The sequence below is a fragment of the Sphingomonas sp. genome (genome assembly GCF_030145815.1).
Classification (GTDB): domain Bacteria; phylum Pseudomonadota; class Alphaproteobacteria; order Sphingomonadales; family Sphingomonadaceae; genus Sphingomonas.
Map to the genome: position 1 here is coordinate 82,915 of NZ_JAIXHL010000018.1, position 21,687 is coordinate 104,601.

Below are 21,687 nucleotides of genomic sequence, written 5' to 3' on the forward strand. Positions count from 1 at the left end.
TGACATGCGCTTCTGGTAATTTTACCCAGTATTGATTTGCCGAACATCATGCATGCGGGGTTTGGGAAATGGTTGGGGGCAGTGAATGGGCGCGTCTGGATACCGTTGTCGACAAAGCTCTGGAGCTTCCGCCCGAGGCGCGTGACCCGTTCCTGTCGAATGTCTTTGCCGACGACCCCGAGACCCTTGCCACTGCGCGCCGCGTGATCGAGGCGGTCGACCGCAGCAACGGATTCCTTGAAGGCACCGCGCCAACTGTAGACGATGTGACACCACCAGCAGAGTGCGCGCGGTTCGGTGCTTGGCGCATTGTCGGCGAATTGGGGCGCGGCGGCATGGGCGTCGTCCATGCGGTGGTTCGCGTCGATGGCGGGTTTGAACAGAGCGGCGCGCTCAAGCAGATGCGTTCCGGCGATCATGTTGATACGGCGCGATTTGCCGCCGAGCGCCAGCTGTTGGCCGAACTCGATCACCCCGGAATTGCCCGACTGCTCGACGGTGGCATCGATCAGGACGGCTATCCCTGGATGGTTATGGAGCGGATCGACGGCGTGCCGATCGATTGCTGGTGCACCGAGCGCGCGGTGCCGCTGGAGGGGCGGATGCGGCTAGCCCTTGACGTGATCGATGCGGTTGCGGCCGCGCATCGGATGCTGGTGCTGCACCGCGATCTCAAGCCGGCAAACGTGCTTGTCGACGCCGACGGGCGCGTGCGGGTGATCGATTTCGGAATAGCCAAGCGTCTCGACCTGTCGGCCCAGACCGAGGCGATAGCACCGCTGTCCGCTCCCTATGCCGCACCAGAGTTGCTCACCGGCGCGCCGCCGGGGCCACCGGTCGATGTCTATGGGGTGGCGGCGCTGCTATATGAACTGGCATGCGGCCAGCCACCGATCGATCTGGCCGGCGTGCCGGTCGCGCTGGGCGTCGGGCGTGTGCTGGAGGTTGAGCCGGTGCGGCTTACGGCGCGGCGCGGGCAATGCCCCGTGCTGGTGCAGGCGCCTTCCGCGCTAGTCGCCGATCTCGACGCGATCGTCGCCCGCGCGTTGCGCAAGGAGCCGGCCGCGCGTTATCCGACGCTGGAGGCGCTGGCCGACGATTTGCGCCGGGCGCTTGACGGGCGGGTGGTCGCGGCGCGGTCAGGGGACCGCGCATATCGACTGCGCCGGGCGATCTGGCGCGCCCGTTGGCCGATCGCCGCGTCTCTGGCGATCGTGGCGGTTTTGGCCGGAGGGCTGGTAGCGACCGAAGTGCAGCGGCGTGAGGCCGTGGCTGCGCGCGACGCCGCTCTGGCCGAGGAGGCGCGCAGCGAAGCCGTGCGCCAGTCGCTGTATCTGGTGCTGGCAGAAAGTGTCGAGACTGCCGGGATCGACGCGACTTCCCGTGACGTTCTCCAGCGCGCAACCGACCGCATCGCCGCCGAGTTCGCGCGGGATCCCGCCGAATCCGCCCGCGTGTTGCATGCATTGGGCGAACTTCATTTCTATCTTGGCGACTATGCTGCGGCGAAGGCGGCGCTCGGTCCGCTGGTGGGCGGGGGGCGCAACATCCCTCGCGATACGCTGGCCGCAGCCCGCTACGACCTGGCACAGGCGATGATCCGCCTTGGCGAGGTCGATGGCGCGCGCCCGCTGCTTGGCCAGGCGCAAGCCTATTGGGGGCGCGATCCGGCGAAGTGGCGCGCGCGCCTGATCGACAGCCGACTGGTCGAGGCGCAGATATTGCGCACCAGCGACCCGGCTGCGGCAGTTGCGCTGCTCAAGGCGGCGATGATGGAGCATGACGCCATGCACGGCCCGCGCAATCGCCAGGCGGGGGTCTTCCAGAACAATCTGGGTGTCGCGCTGCAGACGGCGGGCGATCTGGAAGGTGCGGGCGCCGCCTTTCGCGCGGCCGACGCAATCTGGCGCGCAACCGGGCTGACCGAAACGCCCGATGCGCTCAACACCGCGAACAATCTGGCCGCAATCGAGATGCTGTCGGGACGGCCGCAGGCGGCGGAGCCACTGTTCGCTCAGGCAGTACGGGTGCGCCGCAAGCTGTTCGGCGCGTCCGGTGGGACCGCGGCGGTGCTGAACAATCACGGCAAGGTGCTGCTCATCCTGGGACAGGTCGATGCGGCCCTTGCCGCGCTGACCGAGGCCGCGGCGATGGCGGAGCGGTTTGCGGGTGCGGGGTCGATGCATCAGGTCGCGGCGCTGTCGGGGCTCGCCGACGCACAACTGGCCAAGGGGCTGACCAGCGAGGCGCTGGCAACTGCCCGGCGCGCGGTCGCTGCCTCCGGGCTGGGCAAAGCGCCACCACCCGCGCGTGCAATGTCCCTGATCGCGCAGGCCAAGGCTCAACGCGCGAACGGGGACCGCGCCGGCGCGCGCGCGTCGCTCGATCAGGTCGATGCGATCGTGCCGGCGCTCGGCCCTGCGGGGGCCCGGCTTGCAACGGCAGCGGCGGATGTGCGCAAGGCGCTTTAGGGCGCAGTGGCCAGCGCGTCGTTCCCGTCGAGATCGAGCAACAGTAATGCCTTCGCCTTGACCCAGTCCCGGCGCACAGTGCGCTCGTTGCAGTCCAGCAGCATCGCAATCTCGCGTTCCGAATAGCCCCCGAAAAAGCGCAACTCGACAATCTCGGCCAGCCGCGGCGCATAGTCGCTGAGCCGGGCCAGCGCGGCATCGAGCGCGACGAGCCGCTCGTCGCTTTCCCAATAGATGCCGGGCAAATCGTCGTCGAACGCCTCGGCTGCGGTACCGCCGCCGCGCTTTGCGGCAGAACGGGCTTCGGCGTGGTTGACCAGGATCTGGCGCATGCCCCGCGCTGCCGTGCGCAGGAAATGTCGCTCATCGGCAAAGCCTGCGCTCGACCGCAATTTCAGGAAACATTCGTTGACCAGCGCGGTCGAACGCATAGTCTCGCCCGCATCATAACGCCAGCGCAGATCGCGCGCGATCCGCTTGAGTTGCGGATAGAGCGTGTCGGTCAGCTGGCTTCCATCGGCGAGCGATTCGTCCTCCATCGGCGCGATGATGCGCGCCCGTGGCCGGGCTGTCACCCCCCTGAGGCACTCCCACCAGGCGCGACATAGACGAGGGACACGCGGGCTAGGCCCGCTTGCGTGTCATCCGAGGTCACGGTCACCTGCATCGCCGCGTCACTGGTTCCGTCGATGCCCATCGCGAGCATGCGTGCGCCGCTGACCGCGCCTTCGGTCACCACGGTCAGTCCGGCATCGGTGCCGTGCTGGCGGTAAAAGTCGATGATCGTCTGCGGGTCTTCGGTGACAGAAAAGGAGATCAGTCCCTTGCCCGGGCCGCTCGTGACAGACGTTTCGATTGTCGCGCCACGATAGATGGGGGCGTAGGCGGGGAGATTGTCGGGCGCCTTGATCCCGGAGCCGGCGCGTACCGTCGTCGTTTCGCCCGTGTCAGGATCGCGGACCTGCTTTTCGATCCCACCGCCACATGCGGCGGCGAGCAAGAGCGGGAGGAGGAGGATCGCATTGCGCATGTCGTGTCTCCAGGTCGGTCAGGAAGCAACGGGTTTCCAGGCTTAGAATTAGAGTGATTTCTGCGCGTCGAGGCAGGCGCGGATGTCGGGCGACGCCCGTTCGGTCGCCGCCCGTGTCGCCAGCACCCGGACCGATTGCGCGGTCAGCGCATCCAGCTCGGCGTCGGACATATCGGGAGCACGCAGCGTTCCCGCGCGATTGGTCCAAAAGGTTACAGCCCCGGCACCGACCTCGGCCAGTTCGGCTGGCATGTCGTCCTTCAGAATGGTCTTTGCGGCAAAGGCGGCGCTCATCAGCCCGCGGCACCGCCATGCCTGTTCCACTTCCGTCCGGCTGGCGGGCACCGTTTTGGTCGTGGTGCCCGGGGCGGGCGTGGTGGTGCTCGGGGATGGTGCTACGACGTTGCTGCCTCCATCGGGTGCGACCGTTCCGCCACACCCCGCAAGTACAGTCGCCATCGCGCCGCTCAGCCAAATCCGATTTCGCATCATCGTCTCCCTTCGCAGAACCAGAACAGCAGCCGCAGTCAGATCCGGACATTCGGGACGAAGATTCTTTTTCGCGGCGGGATGTCCGCTTTCGCCCCGCGCTCCTGTTCTTTCCATCGAGGCGCGCGTCGCTTGCGTCGCCGGTTTGTCGAAAGGGATCGATATGCTGCGTAAACTGACGTTCGGAGCCACGCTGGCCGCGATGCTGACCATGCCGGTGGTCGCAGGAGCCTTTGCCGGGAGCGATGCGCCGCCGCGAAGCATCACGCTGTTCAACGATGAGGCGCTCAAGGGAACGCCAGTCAAGATCACCGCCGACACGCCGAACCTGCAGACGGTGACCGCACCCGAAGGGTTCGATGGCACGGCCAACGACTATGCCTATTCGATCCGGACCGAAGGGCGCTGGCAGGTGTGCATGGACGCCGGGTACAAGACGGATTGCCGCGAAATCGATGGCGAGGTTGCGTCGCTGGGCGAACATGGGGGATCGGTCAGCTCAGTGCGCTATCTCGGTCCGTCGGCTGCTGCCGCAGTGAGCAGCGCCGCAGCGCCCAAGACCGCGACAGTTACCGCGCCAATGTCGAAACCTGCGGCCCCGGCCTGGCAACCGATGCGCAATGTGGACCTGTTTGGGAACGACTATCGCGAGATCGTCTATCGTGAGCCGGGCAATGGCTGGGAACAGTGCAAGGCAGCGTGCGACGGTGACCGGCAGTGCAAGGCGTTCACCTGGGTCGCGCCCGGCCGCCAGCCGCATGGCGAGTGCTTCCTGAAGGACGCAGTTCCTGAGGCATCGAGCAGCGAATGCTGCATCTCGGGCGTCAAGGGTGCGCCGTCGGCAGGGAATGCGCGCGGCGATGCGGCGATCAGCCGGGTCATGGGGCGGCTGGGCCAACGCGCTGGCGACGCCGCCGAGCGCAAGGTCGGCGACAAGGTCGAGGAAGGCATCGGCAAGGCGATCGAGCGGATTTTCTGACCCGCACTGCCGATTGCGCCTGACGGGACGCAATCGGCAATCGCACCGCTGAAGACGAGGAAGATTATTGTGGGCAATCTCTCGCGCCGGTCGATCCTGGGCGGTCTGATCGTGGTCGGCTCCGGTGCTGGCGGACCCGTGTTCGCACAGCTCAGCCCGGATTCCGAAGTCGTGCGCGCGGCTCGGCTGCGCGCGTTGCGGGGCATGACCTGGGACCGCGCCGCGCGCGATCGGGCGATGCGCCGGCCCAAACCACGCGTCGAGATCGTCGACTATATCGATATGTTCTTGAACAAGGCCGAACGCGCAAGACCTGCCAAGCCGCTCACCGCTTCGGAAACGCAGAGAGCATTGAGCGCGATCGAGGCGGCGCTGGACTTCTGCATCGCGCGCAAGTTCGACGCTCCGAACCTGCCGGTCATCAACGACCGGTTTCAGGTTTTCTTTGTCGAGGAGCTGGGTACCGCCTCAGGCGCATATGGCTTTGGTAAGGATGATGTCGCGACCCTGCTGGCTCCGTACGTCGCGCCGTTCGTGCCGGAGGGTTCCCATTTGGGATACAGCGCATCAGACTTCCGAAATCCGTATTGCAACCACCCTTGGGGTGACCGGATTCCACTGGCGCATGAAATATTCCACGCCGTCGACGGCGCCATGCGCACTAATGATGGCGACCATATCGGCGGATGGTGGGGCGAGGGGCTGACCGACGCGCTGGCCCAGGCTGCACTCGCGAAACTGGGCTACAATCCGCTGAGCGAACTGAAGGCTGGCGCGCGCGAGCATGGCAAGCAGATCGGGATGCGGCCCTATGACGTGCCGCTCGCGCTGCCCTATGGCGAAACGCAGCTTCGTCCGCCACCTGCGACGCGCCCGGTGTGGACGCGCGCGAGTCCGGCCACCTGTAAAAAGGCGGAACCCGCCGCGGTGCCCCCGGACAGTGCCGATACCATCGCTGCATTCTGGCGCAGCAACGCAACCTATTTCACGCAGAGCTTCTGGCGTTTTCTGTTCCATGAAAGGGCTGCGCGCGACAACAGTTCGGAAGGCGGCAAGGCGATCGTGGACGACTATCGTCTGGTCCATCGCCTGAAGCGTCTGCAACTGGAACAGCGTGACATCGATGAGGCCAAGGGAAACCCCGATATGGACCCGGGGATCGCGTTACTCGACCGCTTCATCCGCAAGCATCATGACGCCTACAAGGCAGCGGGCCTCTATCGCGCCTTCCCCGCGTTCATCGCGCATTGGGTCGAATGGCCCGACCAGGTGATCAAAAGCCGCGCCGGCAATCTGGCGCACCCCAAGTGGCTCGATGCGATGTTCCTCGAGGGCGCGCCGCTGCTTGAGATCGGCGAGCAACAGGATATCGACCACAGCATCCGCAACCTGCGCCCGCTGGCTGCGCGCGCGATCCGGTTCAAGCTGCCCTATCTGATCACGAGCCCCGAAGTCTATCCGCGCGTGACAATCAGCGTTACCGCGATCAACGGTGGCCCGGACGCGATCGACAATATCCATGTTGGGGTGCGCGGCCAGTGCCTGCCGCATATTCAGTCGCAGCCGACAACGGGCGGCTCTGGTCGAACGCGGCGCTGGATGATGGTCGATGCGCGACCGTTGATGCGATCGGCGGTGAATGGCGAGTCCATTCTGACCTTCATCAACTGCGCGCCGAAAGCTGCGAAGACGCGACCGGTTTCGATCCGCGTCACGGTTGCGCTCGAGATCGGCAGCGCGATGGGGCAACTCTTCTATGCGCCGACCACCCGCGTCAACGAGAAGGGACAGGAGGTCCGTCCGCCACGCTCTAACGCACCGCCGATGGGCAAGAAGACGCCGACCCTTTCCACCGCGCGCGGCACCGAAGAGATCGAGATATCGATCAACCAGGACGAACGGATCGCCAAGGCACAGTTCGCGGCCGGAACGCTGGCCGGCAGCCTTGGGATGGAAGAAGAGCGGCTGACCGACGCGACCGAAAAGAAGGTCTCTCCCGCGGAGATGATGGTCATGCTGCAACAGGCGGCCACGCCTTCGACGCTTTCAGGCCTGATTATCAAGCTGACCTTTCCGCGCATTGAGGCCGGGCACCGCGGCCCCGTCAGCGGGGCACGGGCAACCGCAACCTGGTTCGAACCGCGTTATCCGCCGCTCCGGATCAGCGGACTGGACGGTCAGGTCAGCATGGAAACCGATGCGGTCCAGATCCAGATCATCTCAGCGACCGAGGGCGCGTTCATCGGCACTTATCGCGCCGATTTCAGCAAGAGCTTGCGCGATTCAGAGCGGGAGTTTGGCGGCGTCGTCAGCGGCGCGTTCAGCATCGGCATCGCGCATGACGAGGCCAAGCCCGATGTCATGCCGATCGATCCGGCCGCGATGGTACCGACCGATTTCTTCCACAAGATGTCGATGGCCGGCATGTCGGGGGACCTGATGGTCGAGGCACTGGGCAAGATGCACCGCGAGGCGGCGGAGGGGCGCGATCAGCCCGGCACCGCGGGCGGCAGTGCCGGAAATGGCGGCGGGTCAGCGAGCGGCGGATCGTCGCCGGCCAGCAGCCGCATTGCCGGCGCGCCGGACGATGCGGCGATCGAAGCATGCGCGAAGGACGTCACACGGCTCGACCTCGACAGGGCGTTGCGGCATCTGCACGGCGATCTCGCGCGCGAAAACCCGTCGCTGCTGCGCACGATGCGCGAAGCCTATCTCGCCGACTGGGAGGGGACCAAGCGACTGATCTGCCTGTGGAAGGTTACGGGTGCTATTCCTTGATGAGGCAAGGCGGGTGGTTACGGCACTTTAGCGTTGTCTTTATCTAACACAGTGTCCGCTTTCCGATCCAGGTGTAATCAAAGCTGTCGGGCGGCTACCGGCCCAGCGGTTGAACAGCCTTCGATTTTCAGGCTCCATTCCCGGGAGCAATCGCAAGGAGATCCTCGGGCATTTCAATGGATGCCACGAGAGCTAAGAAAAAGCGCGGGACAAAAATTGGGAGCCGCTTTCACCAGATCGTTCGAAATGGCGCAATTCCGCCATTTTTTGCTTGACGATGGTGACCCCTACGGGACTCGAACCCGTGTTTTCGCCGTGAGAGGGCGACGTCCTAGACCGCTAGACGAAGGGGCCGTGTGCGCGGAAGCGGGGCCTTTATCGGGGGGCGGGCGGGGCGTCAACCCGCATGGGGAAAACACCGGGCGGGGTGGCGTTCGTCACAATCGCGTCCTATCTGGCCAGTAATGGCGCGTTCTTCACGATCGATGGACTGGGGCTTTCCCCGCTGGCGAGCTTATGGTGCCGAGCGGGAAGCGGTGAAGGTGCGTCTGTGCGACCGTGAGGGATGCGACAAGCCCGGCGATCGCCCCGCGCCCAAATCGCCCAACAGCCCGGAACGCTGGTATTTCTGCGAGGAACATGCGGGCGAATACAATCGCAACTGGAATTATTTCGAGGGGCTGACCGCCGAAGAGGCCGCCAAGTGCGAGGCCGATGAGCGGCGCACTGCGAATGGCTATGCGGAAAGCAAACATAATGCCTGGGCTGGCCCCGGTGACGGCACCCGCTCACGCGACGAAATGCGCGCGCTCGACGTGCTCGAGCTGGAGCCGGATGCAAGCTTTGAGGATGTGCGCACCGCGTGGCGGCGGCTGGCCAAGTCGAACCACCCTGACATTCGTCCCGGCGATGCCGAAGCCGCTAAGCGCTTTCACGCGATTCAGGCGGCCTATGAAGTGCTGCGCACCGCTGAAGAGCGGCGGCAATGGCGGCCGGATTGAAGACGCGGGTCCGGTCGAACTGGGCAAACGCCGTCCTCGTCTGCGCCAAATGCTCGAAGAAACTTGACGGCGGGTTCGGGCCGAAGGGCAAGGCTCCGCTGGGCAAGGCGCTGCGCAAGCATCTCCATCTGAAGAAGGGGCGCAAGGCGGCGGCGGGGATCGTCGACGTCAAATGCCTCGGCGTCTGCCCGCGCGGCGCAGTGACCATGGTCAATGGTGCGGCGAGCCGCGAATGGCTGCTGGTGCCGACGGGCGCCGATCTCGACGCCGTGGCCGATGAACTTGGCCTTGGCTGATCACGGCCGCTTGCGCACGACGCCGGGTGCGTTAGGGTTCGCGCCGTGACGCCGTCATCGCCCTCCGCAAGTCTCGCGCGCAAGCGGTTGGCCGACGCCCTCATTTCGGTGGGTAAGGGCGATCGTGCTGCGCTGGCAGAAGTCTATAATCTGACCAGCGCGAAGCTTTTCGGCATTTGCCTGCGTATCTGCGGGAACCGGGAGGAAGCAGAGGACGTGGTGCAGGAAGTCTATGTGAAGGTGTGGCAGCGGGCGGGGCGCTTCGACCCTGAGCGCGCCAGCCCGATCACCTGGCTTGCCGCCATCGCCCGCAACAGCGCGATTGACCGGTTGCGCGCGCGACCGGCCGCTGCCGCTGCGCCGATCGACGCGGCGGCGATGGTTGCTGACGACCGCCCCGCTGCCGATGCGATGATCGAGGATGCGCAGGAGCAGGGTCGCATGCGCGCCTGTCTCGACGCGCTGGAGGCGCGCGCGTCTTCGGCGATCCGCGCGGCTTTTTTCGGCGGTCTGACCTACGCCGAGCTGGCGAAGCGTGACCGGGTTCCGCTCGGCACGATGAAGACGTGGATTCGCCGCGGCCTGTTGCAGTTGAAGGCGTGCCTGGGCGATGGTTGACCCGATGGACCTTCCCGACGAGCGCGAACTGCTTGCGGCCGAGCTCGCGCTGGGCGTGCTGGAGGGCGATGCGCTCGCTGCCGCCAACCGCCGCCTGCTGACAGACACGGCGTTCGCTGAAGAGGTCGAGGCGTGGCGCGAGCGGCTGGCGGGCATGGCGCTCGACGTGCCTGACGAAACGCCGCCGGATGCATTGTGGAGCCGGATCGAGCGCGCGATCGACGGCGTCGCGCCCGCGCCGGTCGTCGATCTGGTGCCGCGTCGCCAGCTGCGCCGCTGGCAGTTCGGCACCGCCGCCGCCGGAGCGGTCGCCGCCGCGCTCGCCGTGATGCTCGTTATCCCCCGCTCCGAGCCCGTCGCTCCCGCGCCGACCCAGGTCGCGGCGCAGCCCGCCATCGTCGCGCAGCTGCGTGGCGAGGGGGAGGGGCCGTTCGTTGCCGCGCGCTACGATCCGGCGACCGCGCAGCTGCGGCTGGTGGCGCAGGATATGGGTGACGACCCGCGCGTGCCGGAGCTGTGGATCATCCCCGAGGATGGCATTCCGCGCTCGCTCGGCGTCATCCGGCCGGCGGGTGATACGCAGCTGGTCGTCGCGGAAGGGCACCGCGCGATGATGCATGACGGCGCGACGCTGGCGATCACGATGGAGCCGCGCGCGACCGCGCCGCATCCCGCGCCGACCGGCCCGCGCGTCGCTGCAGGAAAAATTTTCGGCATCTGACATCCGGCGCGCATCCGCGCCCGTATCTCCTGCGCAACCCGGTCCCATGGGGTCCGGGCACTGCCATGAAAGCAGGAGGATGTATGAAGTTTCGTACCTCGCATTTCGCACTGGCGCTCGCCGGTGCTGCCCTGGCCACCGGTTCGGTCGCCGTCGCCGGTCAGACCAAGATGGTCGGTGGCGCCGCGATGTATCCGACTAAGGATATCGTCGACAACGCCGTCAATTCGAAGGATCACACGACACTGGTCGCGGCGGTGAAGGCCGCCGGCCTGGTCGATACGCTCAAGTCGCCCGGACCGTTCACCGTGTTCGCGCCCACCAACGCCGCCTTCGCCAAGCTTCCCGCCGGCACCGTCGACACGCTGCTGAAGCCGGAGAACAAGGGCACGCTGACCGCCGTGCTGACCTATCACGTCGTCCCCGGCAAGATGATGGCCGCCGACATCGCCGCCAAGGCGAAGGCGAATGGCGGCAAGCTGGAGCTGACCACGGTTCAGGGTGAGAAGATCACGCTGTCGAAGCGCGGCAATGGCTGGATTGTCACCGATGCCAAGGGCGGCACGTCGAACATCACTATCGCCGATGTCGCACAGAAGAACGGCGTGATCCACGTCGTCGACACCGTCCTGATGCCCTGAACCGACCCCCGTCGCGCGGGTTTTACCCGGTCCCGCGCGGCACCCCGCCGGTGTTGTTTCCCTCTTTAACCACCGGCGGGACTACCGCCCGCCCGGCCACTGTCTCTCAGGCCGGGCGGGTACGGTTGAGCCAGCGTGCAGCGCGCGGAAAGCGCGGCAGGATCAGCCGGTCGAACACGAACACCACGATCAGCGACAGCGCCAGCATCGGCAGCAGCGCCGCCATGACAAGCGTGATTGCGGCAACGCCGCGCAGCTTTGCATCGGCAGGACGCGGCGGCGCGCCGAGCGATCCGTCGGGCCGTCGCCGCCACCACATGACGACGCCGCTCACCGCCAGCAGCATCAGCGCAACCGCCGTCAGCACGCCGATCAGCTGGTTGATCCACCCGAACAACTGCCCTTCATGCCAGGCGATGCCATAGCCAATCGCGCGGTCGATCGGATGCTTGTCGGCAAAGCCGCTGCGCGCCGTCACGTCGCCGGTCATCGGATCGAACTGGACGGTGCGCGCGATCGGGCGGTTCTGTGTCGCGCTGGTCAGCTTCCAGATGTTCCCATTGGGCGGCCCGAACTGCGCGGGTGCGCCGGGCGGGGAGAGAATTGCGGGAGCGGGAACGCCTTCAGCCTGCGCCCGCGCCACCATGTCGGTCAGCGTCATGCCCATCGGCACGGCCTTCCCGCTCGCCGCCGCACGCAGCATCGCGTCATGGTCGTGCTCGGCATGCAGGTCGACGCCGCCCTTCCATTGCTGCGGCCCTTGCACCAGCCCCAGCTCGGCCCGCACTGCGCGAAATGCCGTCGCCCAGCCATCGGTCCAAGGCAGGCCGGACACGAGCAGCACGAGCGCCAGCCCCGATACCCAGAAGCCCGTCACCGCATGCAGATCGCGCCACACGATCCGCCCACGCGCGCCCAGTCGGGGCCACAGCACGCCCGCCAGCCCGCGCCCGCGTGGCCACCACAGATACAGGCCCGACAGGATCAGCAGGATCGCCCAGCTCGCCGCAATCTCGACGAGAAGCCCGCCCCACTGACCAAGCAGCAGCGAGCCATGGATGCGGGAGACGGTCGCGGCGATCCGCGCCTCGGGATCGTCGATCGCGATCACCTTGCCCTGCGGCGACACCGCGATGTCGCGCATGCCCCCGTCAGCCAGCCCGACATGGATGACGGCGGCGTCACCCGAAGCTGCGGGCAGCCGGTAGCTGTGAAAGCTTGCCCCCGGCACCGCCGCCAGCGCCGCTTTCAACTGCGCATCGGGCGTCACTGCTCCGGCAACCGGCAGCCCGCGCCACTCGCGCTCCTGCCACGCATCCAGCTGCGGCTTGAACAGATAGATCGCCCCGGTCAGCGCCAGCAACAGGATGAACGGCACCACGAACAACCCGGCATAAAAATGCCAGCGCCAGATCGCGCGGTAGAGCTTGCCCCCCTCGGCGCTCATGCCCCGTAGCGTTCCGCCGTTGCTCGGATCAGAGCGATCATGTTCGGGATGCCCTGCGTCCGGTTGGAGCTGAGCTGGTTGCGGAGGTCGAACGGGGCGAGCGCGCCTTCGATATCGGTCGCCAGAATGTCGGCCGGCGCGCGATCCTGCACGGTGAGCAGGACGAGCGCGATGATCCCCTTGGTGATCGCGGCATTGCTGTCCGCCAGGAAATGCAGCGTCCCGTCGTCGCGAACCGTTGGATAGACCCACACCGCCGCCGAACAGCCGCGCACCAATGTCGCGTCGGTCTTGAGCGCGTCGGGCATCGGCTCCAGCGCCTTGCCCAGGTCGATCAGCAACCGGTAGCGGTCGTCGGCGTCGAGGAACTCATATTCGTCGGTCAGGTCGGACAGGCTGGTCATGCCGCGCCCTTAGCGGGACCACGCGCCCGCGTCACCGGTCTTGCGCGCAGGGAAGTGTGGGCCGTAGGCTAGGCTTCGGCTAGAGGAGCGCGTGGATGCTGAGATTGATCGGGCTGGGACTGGCGGCGACGGTTCTGGCGACGTCTGCGCCCGCGCAACAGTCACAGCCCGTCGTGATGAGCCAGCGCGACATCGTCTATCGCACCACAGAGACGGGTCCGCTGCACCTCGACCTCCACCGTCCGAGCTCCGCAACGGACAAGCGCGCGCCGGTGCTGGTCGTGATCCATGGCGGGGCCTGGGCGCGCGGCGAGCGGCCCAAGGGCTGGAGCGGCTATCGCCGCTTTGTCGACGCGGGGTTCGCGGTGGTCAGCATGCAATATCGCCTGGCGGGGCAGGCCCGTGCGCCCGCAGCGGTCGAGGATGTGCGCTGCGTCATGGGCTGGATCGCGCGCGCGGCGGAGCGCGAAGGGCTGGACTCGAAGCGGATCGTGCTGATGGGTACATCGGCGGGCGCACATCTCGCGCTGATGGCGGCGAGCATCGACAAAAATGAGGGGCTCGACCCGGCGGAGTGCGGACCTGCGCCTCAGGCCGCCGCCGTGATCGATTTCTACGGCCCGACCGACCTGCGCCCGCAATCGTTCGGCGCGTGGAATAGCCCTTCGATCGGCAATTGGGTGGGGCAGGGGGCGGCGGGCGCCGCAATGGCCGCCCGCATGTCGCCGATCACCCGCATGAAGCCGGGCCAGCCGCCGGTGTTCATCGTCCATGGCGATGCCGATCCGGTCGTCCCGCTCGCCGCCTCGACCGCGCTGAAAGCCGCGCTCGACCGGGCGAAAGTGCCGACCGAGCTGCACATTGTGCCCGGCGGGGTGCATGGGAAATTCGGTCCCGAGGTGCAGGACCGGCTGATGGCCGATGCGGTGACCTTCCTGAAGCGTCACCGCGTGATTGACTGAACGGTTTTCGGTGACTGAGGTTTCCGGCCGGCCCTTCGACAAGCTCAGGGCAAACGGCGGTTTGGAAAGCCTCCCCCCGTTGGTGCTGAGCTTGTCGAAGCACGAAGCGGGGCGCTCTGTTGTCGTCCTGCGCCAAGGCGGGGCAGAGGTGGGAGCGGCGTCTGCAGCTGCCGCTCCCGTGGTGCAGTGGCGGTGGCCTCCCAACCGTTCCGCCGCTGCTCCGGGGGTTGGTTAGAGGTCCACGCCCGCGGCGATCGCCTCAAGCTTGCGGATGCGTTCCTTGAGGTCCGCGATCTCGATCCGCGCGCCGGCGTTGGTCGGTTCGGCGTGGGCGGTCTCACCCTGATGCACCAGCGACAGCTCCTGCCGCTTCAGCGCCAGCCAGCCGCGCCATCCGGCCAGGCCCGCTCCGGTCACCATGCCCAGCCCCGCAAGGGTCGCCAGCGCCATGACCATGTAGAAATTGGGGTCGGTCATCACATCCTCCTCCGGTCTCTGCCGGAATTCAGTTGCGCCAAAATTCAGTTTCTGCCGTCGCGCAGCTTCTCGATCTCGCGGTCGAGGCTCACGCTCGAATGATTGTCGGTGATCACGCGCTCCAGCACCGCGATGCGGTCCTTCAGCGTGCGCACTTCCTGCTCCAGGCGGCGGGCTTCGGCGCTCGCCGCGGGATCATGGGCGACATAGTCGTTGCCGCGGCCATCCTTCTGGATGCCCATTTTGGCGCGGACGATGTTGCCGATGGTTACGATCGCCACGATCGCCACCACCATGAACGCCCAATCCATACCTGCCTCCTGTTCGTTTGTTCGTGTGCCAGCCCGTTCGGGCTTACTCGGCCGGCTGAGCCGCCGCTTCGCGCGCCAGTCGCTCGGCGCGACGGACGGGGCGGTCCCGCTTTTCGGCCATCGCGACGCCGATCGCGCCAATGACGCCGAGCACCGCGAAAACTCCGATCAACATGGTAGATACTCCCTTACAAAATGCGTTGGTTCAGTTCACCGGCCGGTCGTCGCGCAGCCGTTCAATCTCGTCGGCCAGATCCACACCCTTGTCGGTGACGATCCGCTCCAGCACCCGCACCCGCTGCTCCAGCCGCTCGGTATGCGCCGCATATTGCGCGGCCTTTTCGGCGGTCTGGGCGCTGAGCGCTTCAGCCATCTTTTCCTTGTGCTTCAGCCAGCGCTTAAACATGTCGCTGCCAACACCGACGATCACTGGGATCGCCACTACGATGAAGACCAGGGTGATCACGAAGCTCTGTTTGTCGCCCATCGTCCGGTCCTTTAGTTCTTGCCCAGCCGCAGCGCTTCGATCTCGCGATCGAGTGCGTGGCTGCTGTCGGTCACGATCCGCTCGACATTCGCCAGCCGGTCCTTGACCGAACCCAGTTCGGCACGAAGCTGGGCGTTTTCCTGGCTGATCAGCTTGATCCGCTCGATCATCTCTTCATTCTTCTGCGGATACACCGCCTGGCCCCAGGCCCCGTCGAGCGGGTAGCCATTCTTGATGCGCAGCCAGGTGGTGAACATCCACCCGATCATCCCGGCCACACCGACGATCGCGATCGTGGGGGCCAGTGCGGTGAAAAAGGACAGCTTGTCCATTGTCTCAATCCTTCAAGCGCAGAGCGTCGATTTCGCGGGCGGTCCGCTCGGCGGGGTCGGTGGCGATGCGTTCGAGCACCGCGATCCGCTCCTCCAGCCGGCTGATCTGCCCGGTCAGCCGCGCATTCTCGTTCGTCAGCAGCTCGATCTTGCGATCCGCCTGGGGGTCTTCCTTGGCGGTCATTCCCATCCATTCATTCTCGATCGGGTATCCGTGCTTGGCGCGGATCCAGGTCGAAGCGAGCCAGCCAAAGGTCGTGATCGCGATGATGGCGATGACGAAGCCCGGTCCACCCCAGTTCATATCTAGTCTCCCTGTTCAGATCGGCGCGCGCTTAGCGCAGGCGCTCGATCTCGTCGGCGAGCTGCGTGTTGCGGCTCGTGTAGAATGTTTCGATGTCGGCCATGCGGCGATCGATGTCGCGCAGCTTGGAGCGAACTTCCTGGGTCGAGCGGCGCGGGTTGGCCCGCACGCCCTGCCAGAACTTTGCGTCCTCCTTGGTCTCATAGAGGCCCATGGGCTTCTGCGACACGACCATGGCGAGGCCGATGTAAACGAACAGCATCAGCGGGAAGGTGGCGAAGGTCAGGACCAGAAAGCCCAGGCGGATCCACAGCGGGTCGACCCCGGTATATTCGCCCAGACCTTCACAGATCCCGAGCCATTTGCCGTTGACCTTGTCGCGATACAGTTGCGTGCGGCTGACAGACATCTCAGTTCCTCCGTGCGCGTTCATAGTCGGGGAGTTCGCGGGCCGGCGGCGTGTCATTGCCGCGCAGGCGGAACTCGGGATTGTCGGCGGCGATGATCCGCTCGATCGTGTGCAGGCGATCCTCCAGGCGACGCGCCGTATAGTGCAGCTCGTCCAGCAGATTCTCGTCCTCGCCGGTCAGCGTCTTGGCCTGCTTCCACTTGGTGACATAGTGGAGGATGACCCAGGGCATGCCGATGAAGAGCATGCCGACGACGCCGATCGGGACCAGGATTTCTTCCATGGCTTAATTCCCCTTGTTCAGGCGCGCCTTGAGCGCGGCCAGCTCGGCATCGACCTTCTCGGCCGACTGGAGCTCGGCGATTTCCTCCTCCAGCGTCTTCTTCGGCGCGCCCAGTGCCAGCGCATCGGCGCGGCCCTCGGCAAAGTCGACGCGGCGCTCGAGCAGGTCGAACCGGCTGAACGCGTCGCTGACCTTCGACCCGTGGGTCATCTCGCGCAGCTTGACGCGGTTGTTGGCGCTTTCCAGGCGGGTCATGATCGCATTCTGGCGGGCACGTGCGTCGCGCAGCTTGGTCTGCAGCTTGGCGATGTCCTCTTCCGACGCGCGCAGCGCATCGTCGAGCACCGCGATCTCCGCATTCAGCTGATCGCACATGTCATACGCCTTCTGGCGCTCGACCAGTGCAGCCTTGGCCAGGTCCTCGCGGTCCTTGCTCAGCGCCAGCTCGGCCTTTTCGGTCCAGCTCATCTGGAGGTTCTCCAGCTTGGCGATGTGGCGGCGCATTTCCTTCTGGTCGGCGATGGTGCGGGCCGCGCTGGCGCGGACCTCGACCAGCGTCTCCTCCATTTCGAGGATGATCATGCGGATCATCTTCGCCGGGTCTTCCGCCTTGTCGAGCAGGTCGGTGAAGTTGGCGGCGATGATGTCGCGGGTGCGAGAGAAAATGCCCATCTGAATTTAGCTCCTTGGAAACTCGTGCCGCCGGGCGGGCTAGGGGGTACCCGCCCGGCGGGATCGCTTACGCGATGGCTCGGGTGGAAACTGCGCCCCCGTTGGTCGCCGTGACGGCGGGGCCGACCACGGTTGCCAGGCTGGTGGTGCTTACGACCAGGGTGCAGACCAGCGCCGCCAGCGTCGTGCGAAAGCTGTTGTTGCCCTTGTACATTGTTTTCCGTCCCTCGATTTCTTCGTTTCGCTGCCGCCCTTCGCGGCATGCCAGACACTCTGCACGGGGCGTGCCAAATTCATTTTGCCCCAGATTTCCGCCATTTTCTGACCAAAGGGCGATGTGGGAGAAACTTCGCACTTGCCAAAACTTGGGAAAATATCCCAAGAGTTCGGCATGGAGCGCACAACCCATGTCGTCGGCCAATCGGGCGCCTTTCTCGACGCGCTCGAACTCGCCTCACGCGCGGCCGCGCTCGACCGCCCGGTGCTGGTGATCGGGGAGCGCGGGACCGGCAAGGAGCTGGTCGCCGAACGCCTCCACCGCCTGTCCCCGCGCTGGGATCAACCGCTCGTCGTGATGAACTGCGCGGCTTTGCCCGAGACGCTGATCGAGGCTGAGTTGTTCGGGCATGAGGCCGGCGCGTTTACCGGCGCGACCAAGGGGCGTCCCGGCCGGTTCGAGGAAGCCGATGGCGGCACGTTGTTCCTCGACGAACTCGGCACGCTCAGCATGGCGGCGCAGGACCGACTGCTGCGCGCGGTCGAATATGGTGAAATCACGCGGATCGGCTCATCCCGTCCGATGCGCGTCGATGTGCGCATCGTCGCTGCGACCAATGAGGATCTGCCGCACCGCGTCGAGAAGGGCACGTTCCGCGCCGACTTGCTCGACCGGCTGAGCTTCGAGGTGGTGACGCTGCCGCCGCTCCGCGCCCGCGCGGGGGATGTACTGGTCCTTGGCGAGTTTTTCGGACGGCGCATGGCGGCGGAGCTGGGCCGCGACTGGGAGGGCTTCGGCCCGACCGCACTCGACGCGCTGACCACGCACGACTGGCCCGGCAATGTGCGCGAACTGCGCAACGTGGTCGAGCGCGCGGTGTACCGTTGGGACCGCTCCGGTCCGGTGGACGCGATCCAGATCGACCCCTTCGCCTCGCCCCATCGCCCGCGCCCGATGCCGCACGGCATCCCCGGCAACGCCGCCCCGGTGCAGCTGACCACCGAAGAACCCGGCCCGCTGCCGCGCGGTGAAGAGGATCTGTCCGGCGACTTCAAGAGCCGCGTCAACCGCTTCGAACGCGAACTGCTCAGCCGCGCGCTCTCGGAAAACCGCTTCAACCAGCGCGCGACGGCGGAGGCATTGGGCCTCAGCTACGACCAGCTCCGCCACGCGCTCAAGCGCCACGACCTGCTCAACGCCGGCGGCTGATCGCCCCACTCGATCCCGTCCGCAGAAAAATTTGTGCGGCAATGACGGGCTTCATGCGTTAGGCGGGCGCGAACAACAAAACGGAGGGTAACCCATGGCGTTCGAACTTCCCACGCTCCCCTATGCCAAGGACGCGCTCGCGCCGACGATCTCGGCCGAGACGCTCGAATTCCACTATGGCAAGCATCACAAGGCCTATGTCGACAAAACCAACGGGTTCGTCGCGGACAAGGGGCTTGAAGGCAAGTCGCTGGTCGAGGTGATCAAGCACGCCAAGGAAACCGGCGACAAGGGCCTGTTCAACAACAGCGCGCAGATCTGGAACCATACATTCTACTGGTTCGGCCTGACCCCGGAAGCCAAGGAGCCGACCGGCAAGCTCGCCGAGCTGATCGAAGCCAAGTTCGGCTCGAAGGAAGAGCTGGTCAAGCAGCTCATCGCCGAGTCCACCGCGCACTTCTCGAACGGTTGGGGCTGGCTCGTGCTCGACGGCGACGAGATCAAGGTGACCTCGCTCCACGACGCCGACACGCCGGTGGTCTATGACTACAAGCCGCTGCTGACGATCGACGTGTGGGAACACGCCTATTACATCGACTACCGCAACGCGCGTCCGGGCTATCTCGAAGCGATCACCAAGATCATCGACTGGGATTTCGTCGCCGCCAACCTCGACGGCCAAGGCGTCAGCCGCGCGGACCAGGCCGGCTGATCCAGCGGATCATCGACTGCAGAGACGGGCCGGGGGAAACTCCGGCCCGTTTTGTTTTTTGAGAGAGTTTGTCTCGCACAAAGACACAAAGGCACGAAGCGGTCAGGGGTTTGGCCGGAAGTAGTTGTTCGCGAGCCGACGCACGCCTTGTTTGAAGGTAGGGGCGCCGAAGTTCATCAATAGGCCCAGTGGCAGGTTCAGCAGGCGTAGATAGGTGATGACCTGCTTGGCGTGGACCGGGGCATGCGCCTCGGTTGATTTGAGCTCGATCAGCAGACAATTTTCGACGAGCAAATCGGCGCGAAACCCTTCTGACAAGGTGACCCCTTTGTACGTGATCGGGATTGCCTTCTGCCGCTCAACGAATAGACCGCGCTCGCGCAATGCCTCGAAGAGGCAGATTTCATAGACGCTCTCCAGCAGGCCTGGACCCAAATCGTCATGGAGCCGATAGCCGCAATCCACGGCAATGGTCGCGACCTGTTCCAGAGCTTCGCTCAATCGCCATTCACTTTTCGTGGCTTTGTGTCTTTGTGCGAGTCAAACTCTTCATTGCTCCGGCGGCAGCGCCTTATCGACGATTTCGCCATCGGTCTTCAGCCCATGGCGCAGCAGCAACGGCACGTTCCCGATCGCGAACAGCAGGGTCAGCGGCACCACGCCCCACAGCTTGAATGCGACCCAGAAATCCCAGCTTTGCGTGCGCCAGACGATCTCGTTCAGCACCGCCATCGCGACGAAGAACACGGCCCAGTTGATCGTCAGCAACTGCCACCCGCGCGCGGTCAGCCCCGGATACGCGCTCTCCAGCAGCATCTGCAGCAGTGGCTTCTTGGTGATGAGGCCATAGGTCAGCACGATTGCGAACATCGCATAGACCAGCGTCGGCTTGACCTTGATGAAGGTCTCATCGTGGAACCACAGCGTCAGCCCGCCGAATACCAGTACCAGCAGGCCGGAAATCCACAGCATCGGCGAGATATGCTTGGTCTTCCACAGCGACAGCCCCATGGCGAGGAAGATCGCGACCATGAATGCCGCGGTCGCCGCGAGCATCCGCGTCAGCTGCGGCCCGCCCATGAAGCTGTTCACCGCAAAGAACACCGCCAGCGGACCGAAATCGATCAGCATGCGCAGGCCAGGGGAGGGGGCGGGTTTGGTCGGGGCAGATTCGGTCATGCGGGCACTCTATAACGGGTCGGGGCTTGTCGAAACATCTGCGAAACGGGTCACCCCTTGGTCAACGCCTCCACCCCGGCGATGATCCGCGACACTTCGCGCGGGTCGAAGCCGCGCAGGTCGTCGACCTTCTCGCCAACGCCGATGGCATGGATCGGCAGGCCGTATTTCTCCGCCGCCGCGACCAGCACGCCGCCGCGCGCGGTGCCGTCCAGCTTGGTCATCACCATGCCGGTGACGCCGGCGACTTCCTGAAACACCGCGATCTGGTTGAGCGCATTCTGGCCCGTGGTCGCGTCCAGCACCAGCAGCACGTCGTGCGGCGCATCGGGATCGAGCTTGCCGAGCACGCGGCGAATCTTCGCCAGCTCATCCATCAGCTCACGCTTGTTCTGCAAGCGGCCCGCAGTGTCGACGATCAGCAGGTCGATCCCCTCGGCGGTCGCGCGGCGCAGCGCCTCGTGCGCGACCCCTGCCGCATCGCCACCCTCGGCCCCCGCGACGATCGGCACGCCGATCCGCTCGGCCCAGGTACGCAGCTGGCCGATCGCGGCCGCGCGGAACGTGTCGCCCGCCGCGACCATCACCTTCAGCCCCTGATCCTTCAGGATCGCGGCGAGCTTGGCGATGGTCGTGGTCTTGCCCGATCCGTTGACGCCGATCACGAGCATCACCTGTGGCCGCGCCTTGTCGGTGATCAGCGGCTTGGCGACCCTGGTCAGCACCTTCTCGATCTCGTCGGCGACGACCAGCCGGATGCCCAACTCCTCCATCCCGCGCTCGACCTGTTCCTCCGCCAGCCGCTCGCGAATCCGCGCCGCCGTCGCCGGGCCAAGGTCCGACGCGATCAGCGCCTCCTCGATCTCGTCAAGCGTCGCCTCATCCAGGCGCCCGGTGCCGAGGCCCGCAAGATTGCCGACCAGCCGGTCCGACGTCTTCTTGAACCCGCCGAGCAACCGCTCGCGCCAGCTGGGGCCGCTCATGCGCGCTCTCCGATCAGTTTGCCGTCTTGTATGTCCACGATGTTGACCGCCACGATCTTACCTATCTCCGTTCGCGCTGAGCTTGTCGAAGCGCCGTCCTGCTTTTCGACCGCTAGAGAGGAAGAACGGCCCTTCGACAAGCTCAGGGCGAGCGGGGGTGGGACGATCTGCACCTCCGCGAAATTCTTCGCATGGCCGCGGTCGCCCGGACGCTCGACCAGCACCAGCTGCGTCGTCCCGACCAGCCCGCGCAGCCAGTTCGCCCGCCGCGCCGC

General features: G+C 65.7%; 29 protein-coding genes, 1 tRNA gene and 1 pseudogene. 11 read left to right on the plus strand and 20 right to left on the minus strand.

Annotated features, from left to right (window positions below; all coding sequences use genetic code 11):
• Positions 1 to 68: 68 nt before the first annotated feature.
• The gene (locus tag KYX69_RS15940) at positions 69 to 2,471 is read left to right on the plus strand and encodes a serine/threonine-protein kinase (protein WP_300498915.1); all 2,403 of its coding nucleotides are present in this window, start codon (positions 69 to 71) and stop codon (positions 2,469 to 2,471) included.
• Here KYX69_RS15940 and KYX69_RS15945 read toward each other — a convergent pair.
• Genes KYX69_RS15945 through KYX69_RS15955 form a run of 3 tightly spaced genes read right to left on the minus strand, consistent with a single transcriptional unit; the run spans position 2,468 to position 3,990 of the window.
• Positions 2,468 to 3,046: an ECF-type sigma factor gene (locus tag KYX69_RS15945; protein WP_300498917.1), complete on the minus strand. Its 579-nt coding sequence runs from the start codon at positions 3,044 to 3,046 to the stop codon at positions 2,468 to 2,470. The two genes, KYX69_RS15940 and KYX69_RS15945, sit on opposite strands and share 4 nt — an antisense overlap.
• Positions 3,043 to 3,501: a hypothetical protein gene (locus KYX69_RS15950; protein ID WP_300498918.1), complete on the minus strand. Its 459-nt coding sequence runs from the start codon at positions 3,499 to 3,501 to the stop codon at positions 3,043 to 3,045. The genes KYX69_RS15945 and KYX69_RS15950 overlap by 4 nt, the downstream gene beginning before the upstream one ends.
• Before the next feature lie 48 nt (positions 3,502 to 3,549).
• Positions 3,550 to 3,990: a hypothetical protein gene (locus KYX69_RS15955; RefSeq protein ID WP_300498920.1), complete on the minus strand. Its 441-nt coding sequence runs from the start codon at positions 3,988 to 3,990 to the stop codon at positions 3,550 to 3,552.
• A gap of 163 nt (positions 3,991 to 4,153) precedes the next feature.
• On the opposite strand from KYX69_RS15955, the gene KYX69_RS15960 reads away from it, so the two are divergent.
• Positions 4,154 to 4,969: a PAN domain-containing protein gene (locus tag KYX69_RS15960; RefSeq protein WP_300498922.1), complete on the plus strand. Its 816-nt coding sequence runs from the start codon at positions 4,154 to 4,156 to the stop codon at positions 4,967 to 4,969.
• A 69-nt stretch (positions 4,970 to 5,038) separates the two neighbouring features.
• The gene (locus KYX69_RS15965; RefSeq protein WP_300498924.1) at positions 5,039 to 7,747 is read left to right on the plus strand and encodes a hypothetical protein; all 2,709 of its coding nucleotides are present in this window, start codon (positions 5,039 to 5,041) and stop codon (positions 7,745 to 7,747) included.
• Between the two features lie 278 nt (positions 7,748 to 8,025).
• Here the strand turns inward: KYX69_RS15965 and KYX69_RS15970 are convergent.
• Positions 8,026 to 8,101: transfer RNA gene (locus KYX69_RS15970), tRNA-Glu, on the minus strand.
• 110 nt (positions 8,102 to 8,211) lie between these two features.
• Here KYX69_RS15970 and KYX69_RS15975 point away from each other — a divergent pair.
• From KYX69_RS15975 to KYX69_RS15995, 5 genes are all read left to right on the plus strand, one after another.
• Positions 8,212 to 8,748: a J domain-containing protein gene (locus KYX69_RS15975; protein WP_300498925.1), complete on the plus strand. Its 537-nt coding sequence runs from the start codon at positions 8,212 to 8,214 to the stop codon at positions 8,746 to 8,748.
• Positions 8,733 to 9,044 carry a (2Fe-2S) ferredoxin domain-containing protein gene (locus KYX69_RS15980; protein WP_300498927.1) on the plus strand — a complete coding sequence of 104 codons (312 nt, stop codon included), beginning with the start codon at positions 8,733 to 8,735 and terminating at the stop codon, positions 9,042 to 9,044. Before KYX69_RS15975 ends, KYX69_RS15980 begins: the two co-directional genes overlap by 16 nt.
• 45 nt (positions 9,045 to 9,089) lie before the next feature.
• Positions 9,090 to 9,662, plus strand: a complete 573-nt coding sequence (locus tag KYX69_RS15985; protein ID WP_300498928.1) for a sigma-70 family RNA polymerase sigma factor — start codon at positions 9,090 to 9,092, stop codon at positions 9,660 to 9,662.
• Positions 9,655 to 10,383, plus strand: a complete 729-nt coding sequence (locus tag KYX69_RS15990; RefSeq protein ID WP_300498929.1) for an anti-sigma factor — start codon at positions 9,655 to 9,657, stop codon at positions 10,381 to 10,383. The genes KYX69_RS15985 and KYX69_RS15990 overlap by 8 nt, the downstream gene beginning before the upstream one ends.
• A 170-nt stretch (positions 10,384 to 10,553) precedes the next feature.
• The gene (locus tag KYX69_RS15995; protein WP_300498963.1) at positions 10,554 to 11,024 is read left to right on the plus strand and encodes a fasciclin domain-containing protein; all 471 of its coding nucleotides are present in this window, start codon (positions 10,554 to 10,556) and stop codon (positions 11,022 to 11,024) included.
• Between the two features lie 106 nt (positions 11,025 to 11,130).
• Here KYX69_RS15995 and KYX69_RS16000 read toward each other — a convergent pair whose 3' ends face one another.
• Positions 11,131 to 12,471 carry a PepSY domain-containing protein gene (locus tag KYX69_RS16000; protein WP_300498930.1) on the minus strand — a complete coding sequence of 447 codons (1,341 nt, stop codon included), beginning with the start codon at positions 12,469 to 12,471 and terminating at the stop codon, positions 11,131 to 11,133.
• Positions 12,468 to 12,875: a SufE family protein gene (locus tag KYX69_RS16005; RefSeq protein WP_300498931.1), complete on the minus strand. Its 408-nt coding sequence runs from the start codon at positions 12,873 to 12,875 to the stop codon at positions 12,468 to 12,470. Before KYX69_RS16005 ends, KYX69_RS16000 begins: the two co-directional genes overlap by 4 nt.
• Positions 12,876 to 12,970: 95 nt before the next feature.
• Here KYX69_RS16005 and KYX69_RS16010 point away from each other — a divergent pair, with 95 nt between their 5' ends.
• Positions 12,971 to 13,837 carry an alpha/beta hydrolase gene (locus KYX69_RS16010; RefSeq protein WP_300498932.1) on the plus strand — a complete coding sequence of 289 codons (867 nt, stop codon included), beginning with the start codon at positions 12,971 to 12,973 and terminating at the stop codon, positions 13,835 to 13,837.
• Between the two features lie 231 nt (positions 13,838 to 14,068).
• Here the strand turns inward: KYX69_RS16010 and KYX69_RS16015 are convergent, their stop codons facing one another.
• The 10 genes from KYX69_RS16015 to KYX69_RS16060 all read right to left on the minus strand — a co-directional run bounded on the left by KYX69_RS16015 (position 14,069) and on the right by KYX69_RS16060 (position 17,533).
• Positions 14,069 to 14,314, minus strand: coding sequence for a hypothetical protein (locus KYX69_RS16015; RefSeq protein WP_300498934.1), 246 nt, complete (start codon positions 14,312 to 14,314; stop codon positions 14,069 to 14,071).
• A 44-nt stretch (positions 14,315 to 14,358) separates the two neighbouring features.
• The gene (locus KYX69_RS16020) at positions 14,359 to 14,625 is read right to left on the minus strand and encodes a hypothetical protein (protein WP_300498936.1); all 267 of its coding nucleotides are present in this window, start codon (positions 14,623 to 14,625) and stop codon (positions 14,359 to 14,361) included.
• 43 nt (positions 14,626 to 14,668) lie between these two features.
• Positions 14,669 to 14,800, minus strand: a complete 132-nt coding sequence (locus KYX69_RS16025) for a hypothetical protein (protein WP_269450553.1) — start codon at positions 14,798 to 14,800, stop codon at positions 14,669 to 14,671.
• Positions 14,801 to 14,830: 30 nt separating this feature from the next.
• On the minus strand, positions 14,831 to 15,112 hold the full coding sequence (locus KYX69_RS16030) for a hypothetical protein (RefSeq protein ID WP_300498938.1): 282 nt from the start codon (positions 15,110 to 15,112) through the stop codon (positions 14,831 to 14,833).
• An 11-nt stretch (positions 15,113 to 15,123) separates the two neighbouring features.
• On the minus strand, positions 15,124 to 15,381 hold the full coding sequence (locus KYX69_RS16035) for a hypothetical protein (RefSeq protein ID WP_156442930.1): 258 nt from the start codon (positions 15,379 to 15,381) through the stop codon (positions 15,124 to 15,126).
• Positions 15,382 to 15,448: 67 nt separating this feature from the next.
• Complete coding sequence (locus KYX69_RS16040) at positions 15,449 to 15,748, minus strand: hypothetical protein (protein ID WP_300498940.1); 300 nt, start codon at positions 15,746 to 15,748, stop codon at positions 15,449 to 15,451.
• 31 nt (positions 15,749 to 15,779) lie between these two features.
• On the minus strand, positions 15,780 to 16,157 hold the full coding sequence (pspC, locus tag KYX69_RS16045) for an envelope stress response membrane protein PspC (protein WP_300498942.1): 378 nt from the start codon (positions 16,155 to 16,157) through the stop codon (positions 15,780 to 15,782).
• A gap of 1 nt (position 16,158) precedes the next feature.
• On the minus strand, positions 16,159 to 16,440 hold the full coding sequence (gene pspB, locus KYX69_RS16050; protein ID WP_300498944.1) for an envelope stress response membrane protein PspB: 282 nt from the start codon (positions 16,438 to 16,440) through the stop codon (positions 16,159 to 16,161).
• A gap of 3 nt (positions 16,441 to 16,443) precedes the next feature.
• Positions 16,444 to 17,112: a phage shock protein PspA gene (gene pspA / locus KYX69_RS16055; protein ID WP_300498945.1), complete on the minus strand. Its 669-nt coding sequence runs from the start codon at positions 17,110 to 17,112 to the stop codon at positions 16,444 to 16,446.
• A gap of 67 nt (positions 17,113 to 17,179) precedes the next feature.
• On the minus strand, positions 17,180 to 17,533 hold the full coding sequence (locus tag KYX69_RS16060) for a hypothetical protein (protein WP_300498946.1): 354 nt from the start codon (positions 17,531 to 17,533) through the stop codon (positions 17,180 to 17,182).
• On the opposite strand from KYX69_RS16060, the gene pspF reads away from it, so the two are divergent.
• Together pspF and KYX69_RS16070 are read left to right on the plus strand one after the other, a co-directional pair.
• A complete protein-coding gene (gene pspF, locus KYX69_RS16065; protein WP_300498948.1) occupies positions 17,504 to 18,538 on the plus strand; it encodes a phage shock protein operon transcriptional activator in 1,035 nt (344 codons plus the stop codon). The two genes, KYX69_RS16060 and pspF, sit on opposite strands and share 30 nt — an antisense overlap.
• Positions 18,539 to 18,632: 94 nt before the next feature.
• Positions 18,633 to 19,250: a superoxide dismutase gene (locus tag KYX69_RS16070; protein WP_300498950.1), complete on the plus strand. Its 618-nt coding sequence runs from the start codon at positions 18,633 to 18,635 to the stop codon at positions 19,248 to 19,250.
• Positions 19,251 to 19,352: 102 nt separating this feature from the next.
• Here KYX69_RS16070 and KYX69_RS16075 read toward each other — a convergent pair whose 3' ends face one another.
• The 4 genes and pseudogenes from KYX69_RS16075 to KYX69_RS16090 form a co-directional block, all read right to left on the minus strand.
• On the minus strand, positions 19,353 to 19,751 hold the full coding sequence (locus KYX69_RS16075) for a GxxExxY protein (RefSeq protein ID WP_300498951.1): 399 nt from the start codon (positions 19,749 to 19,751) through the stop codon (positions 19,353 to 19,355).
• 48 nt (positions 19,752 to 19,799) lie between these two features.
• Positions 19,800 to 20,429, minus strand: coding sequence for a septation protein A (locus KYX69_RS16080; protein ID WP_300498952.1), 630 nt, complete (start codon positions 20,427 to 20,429; stop codon positions 19,800 to 19,802).
• Between the two features lie 50 nt (positions 20,430 to 20,479).
• Entirely contained in the window at positions 20,480 to 21,412 is a 933-nt protein-coding gene (gene ftsY, locus KYX69_RS16085; RefSeq protein ID WP_300498954.1) for a signal recognition particle-docking protein FtsY, read from the minus strand.
• Positions 21,409 to 21,687, minus strand: a pseudogene (locus tag KYX69_RS16090) (hypothetical protein); the annotation flags it as partial. The pseudogene KYX69_RS16090 and the gene ftsY, both read right to left, overlap by 4 nt.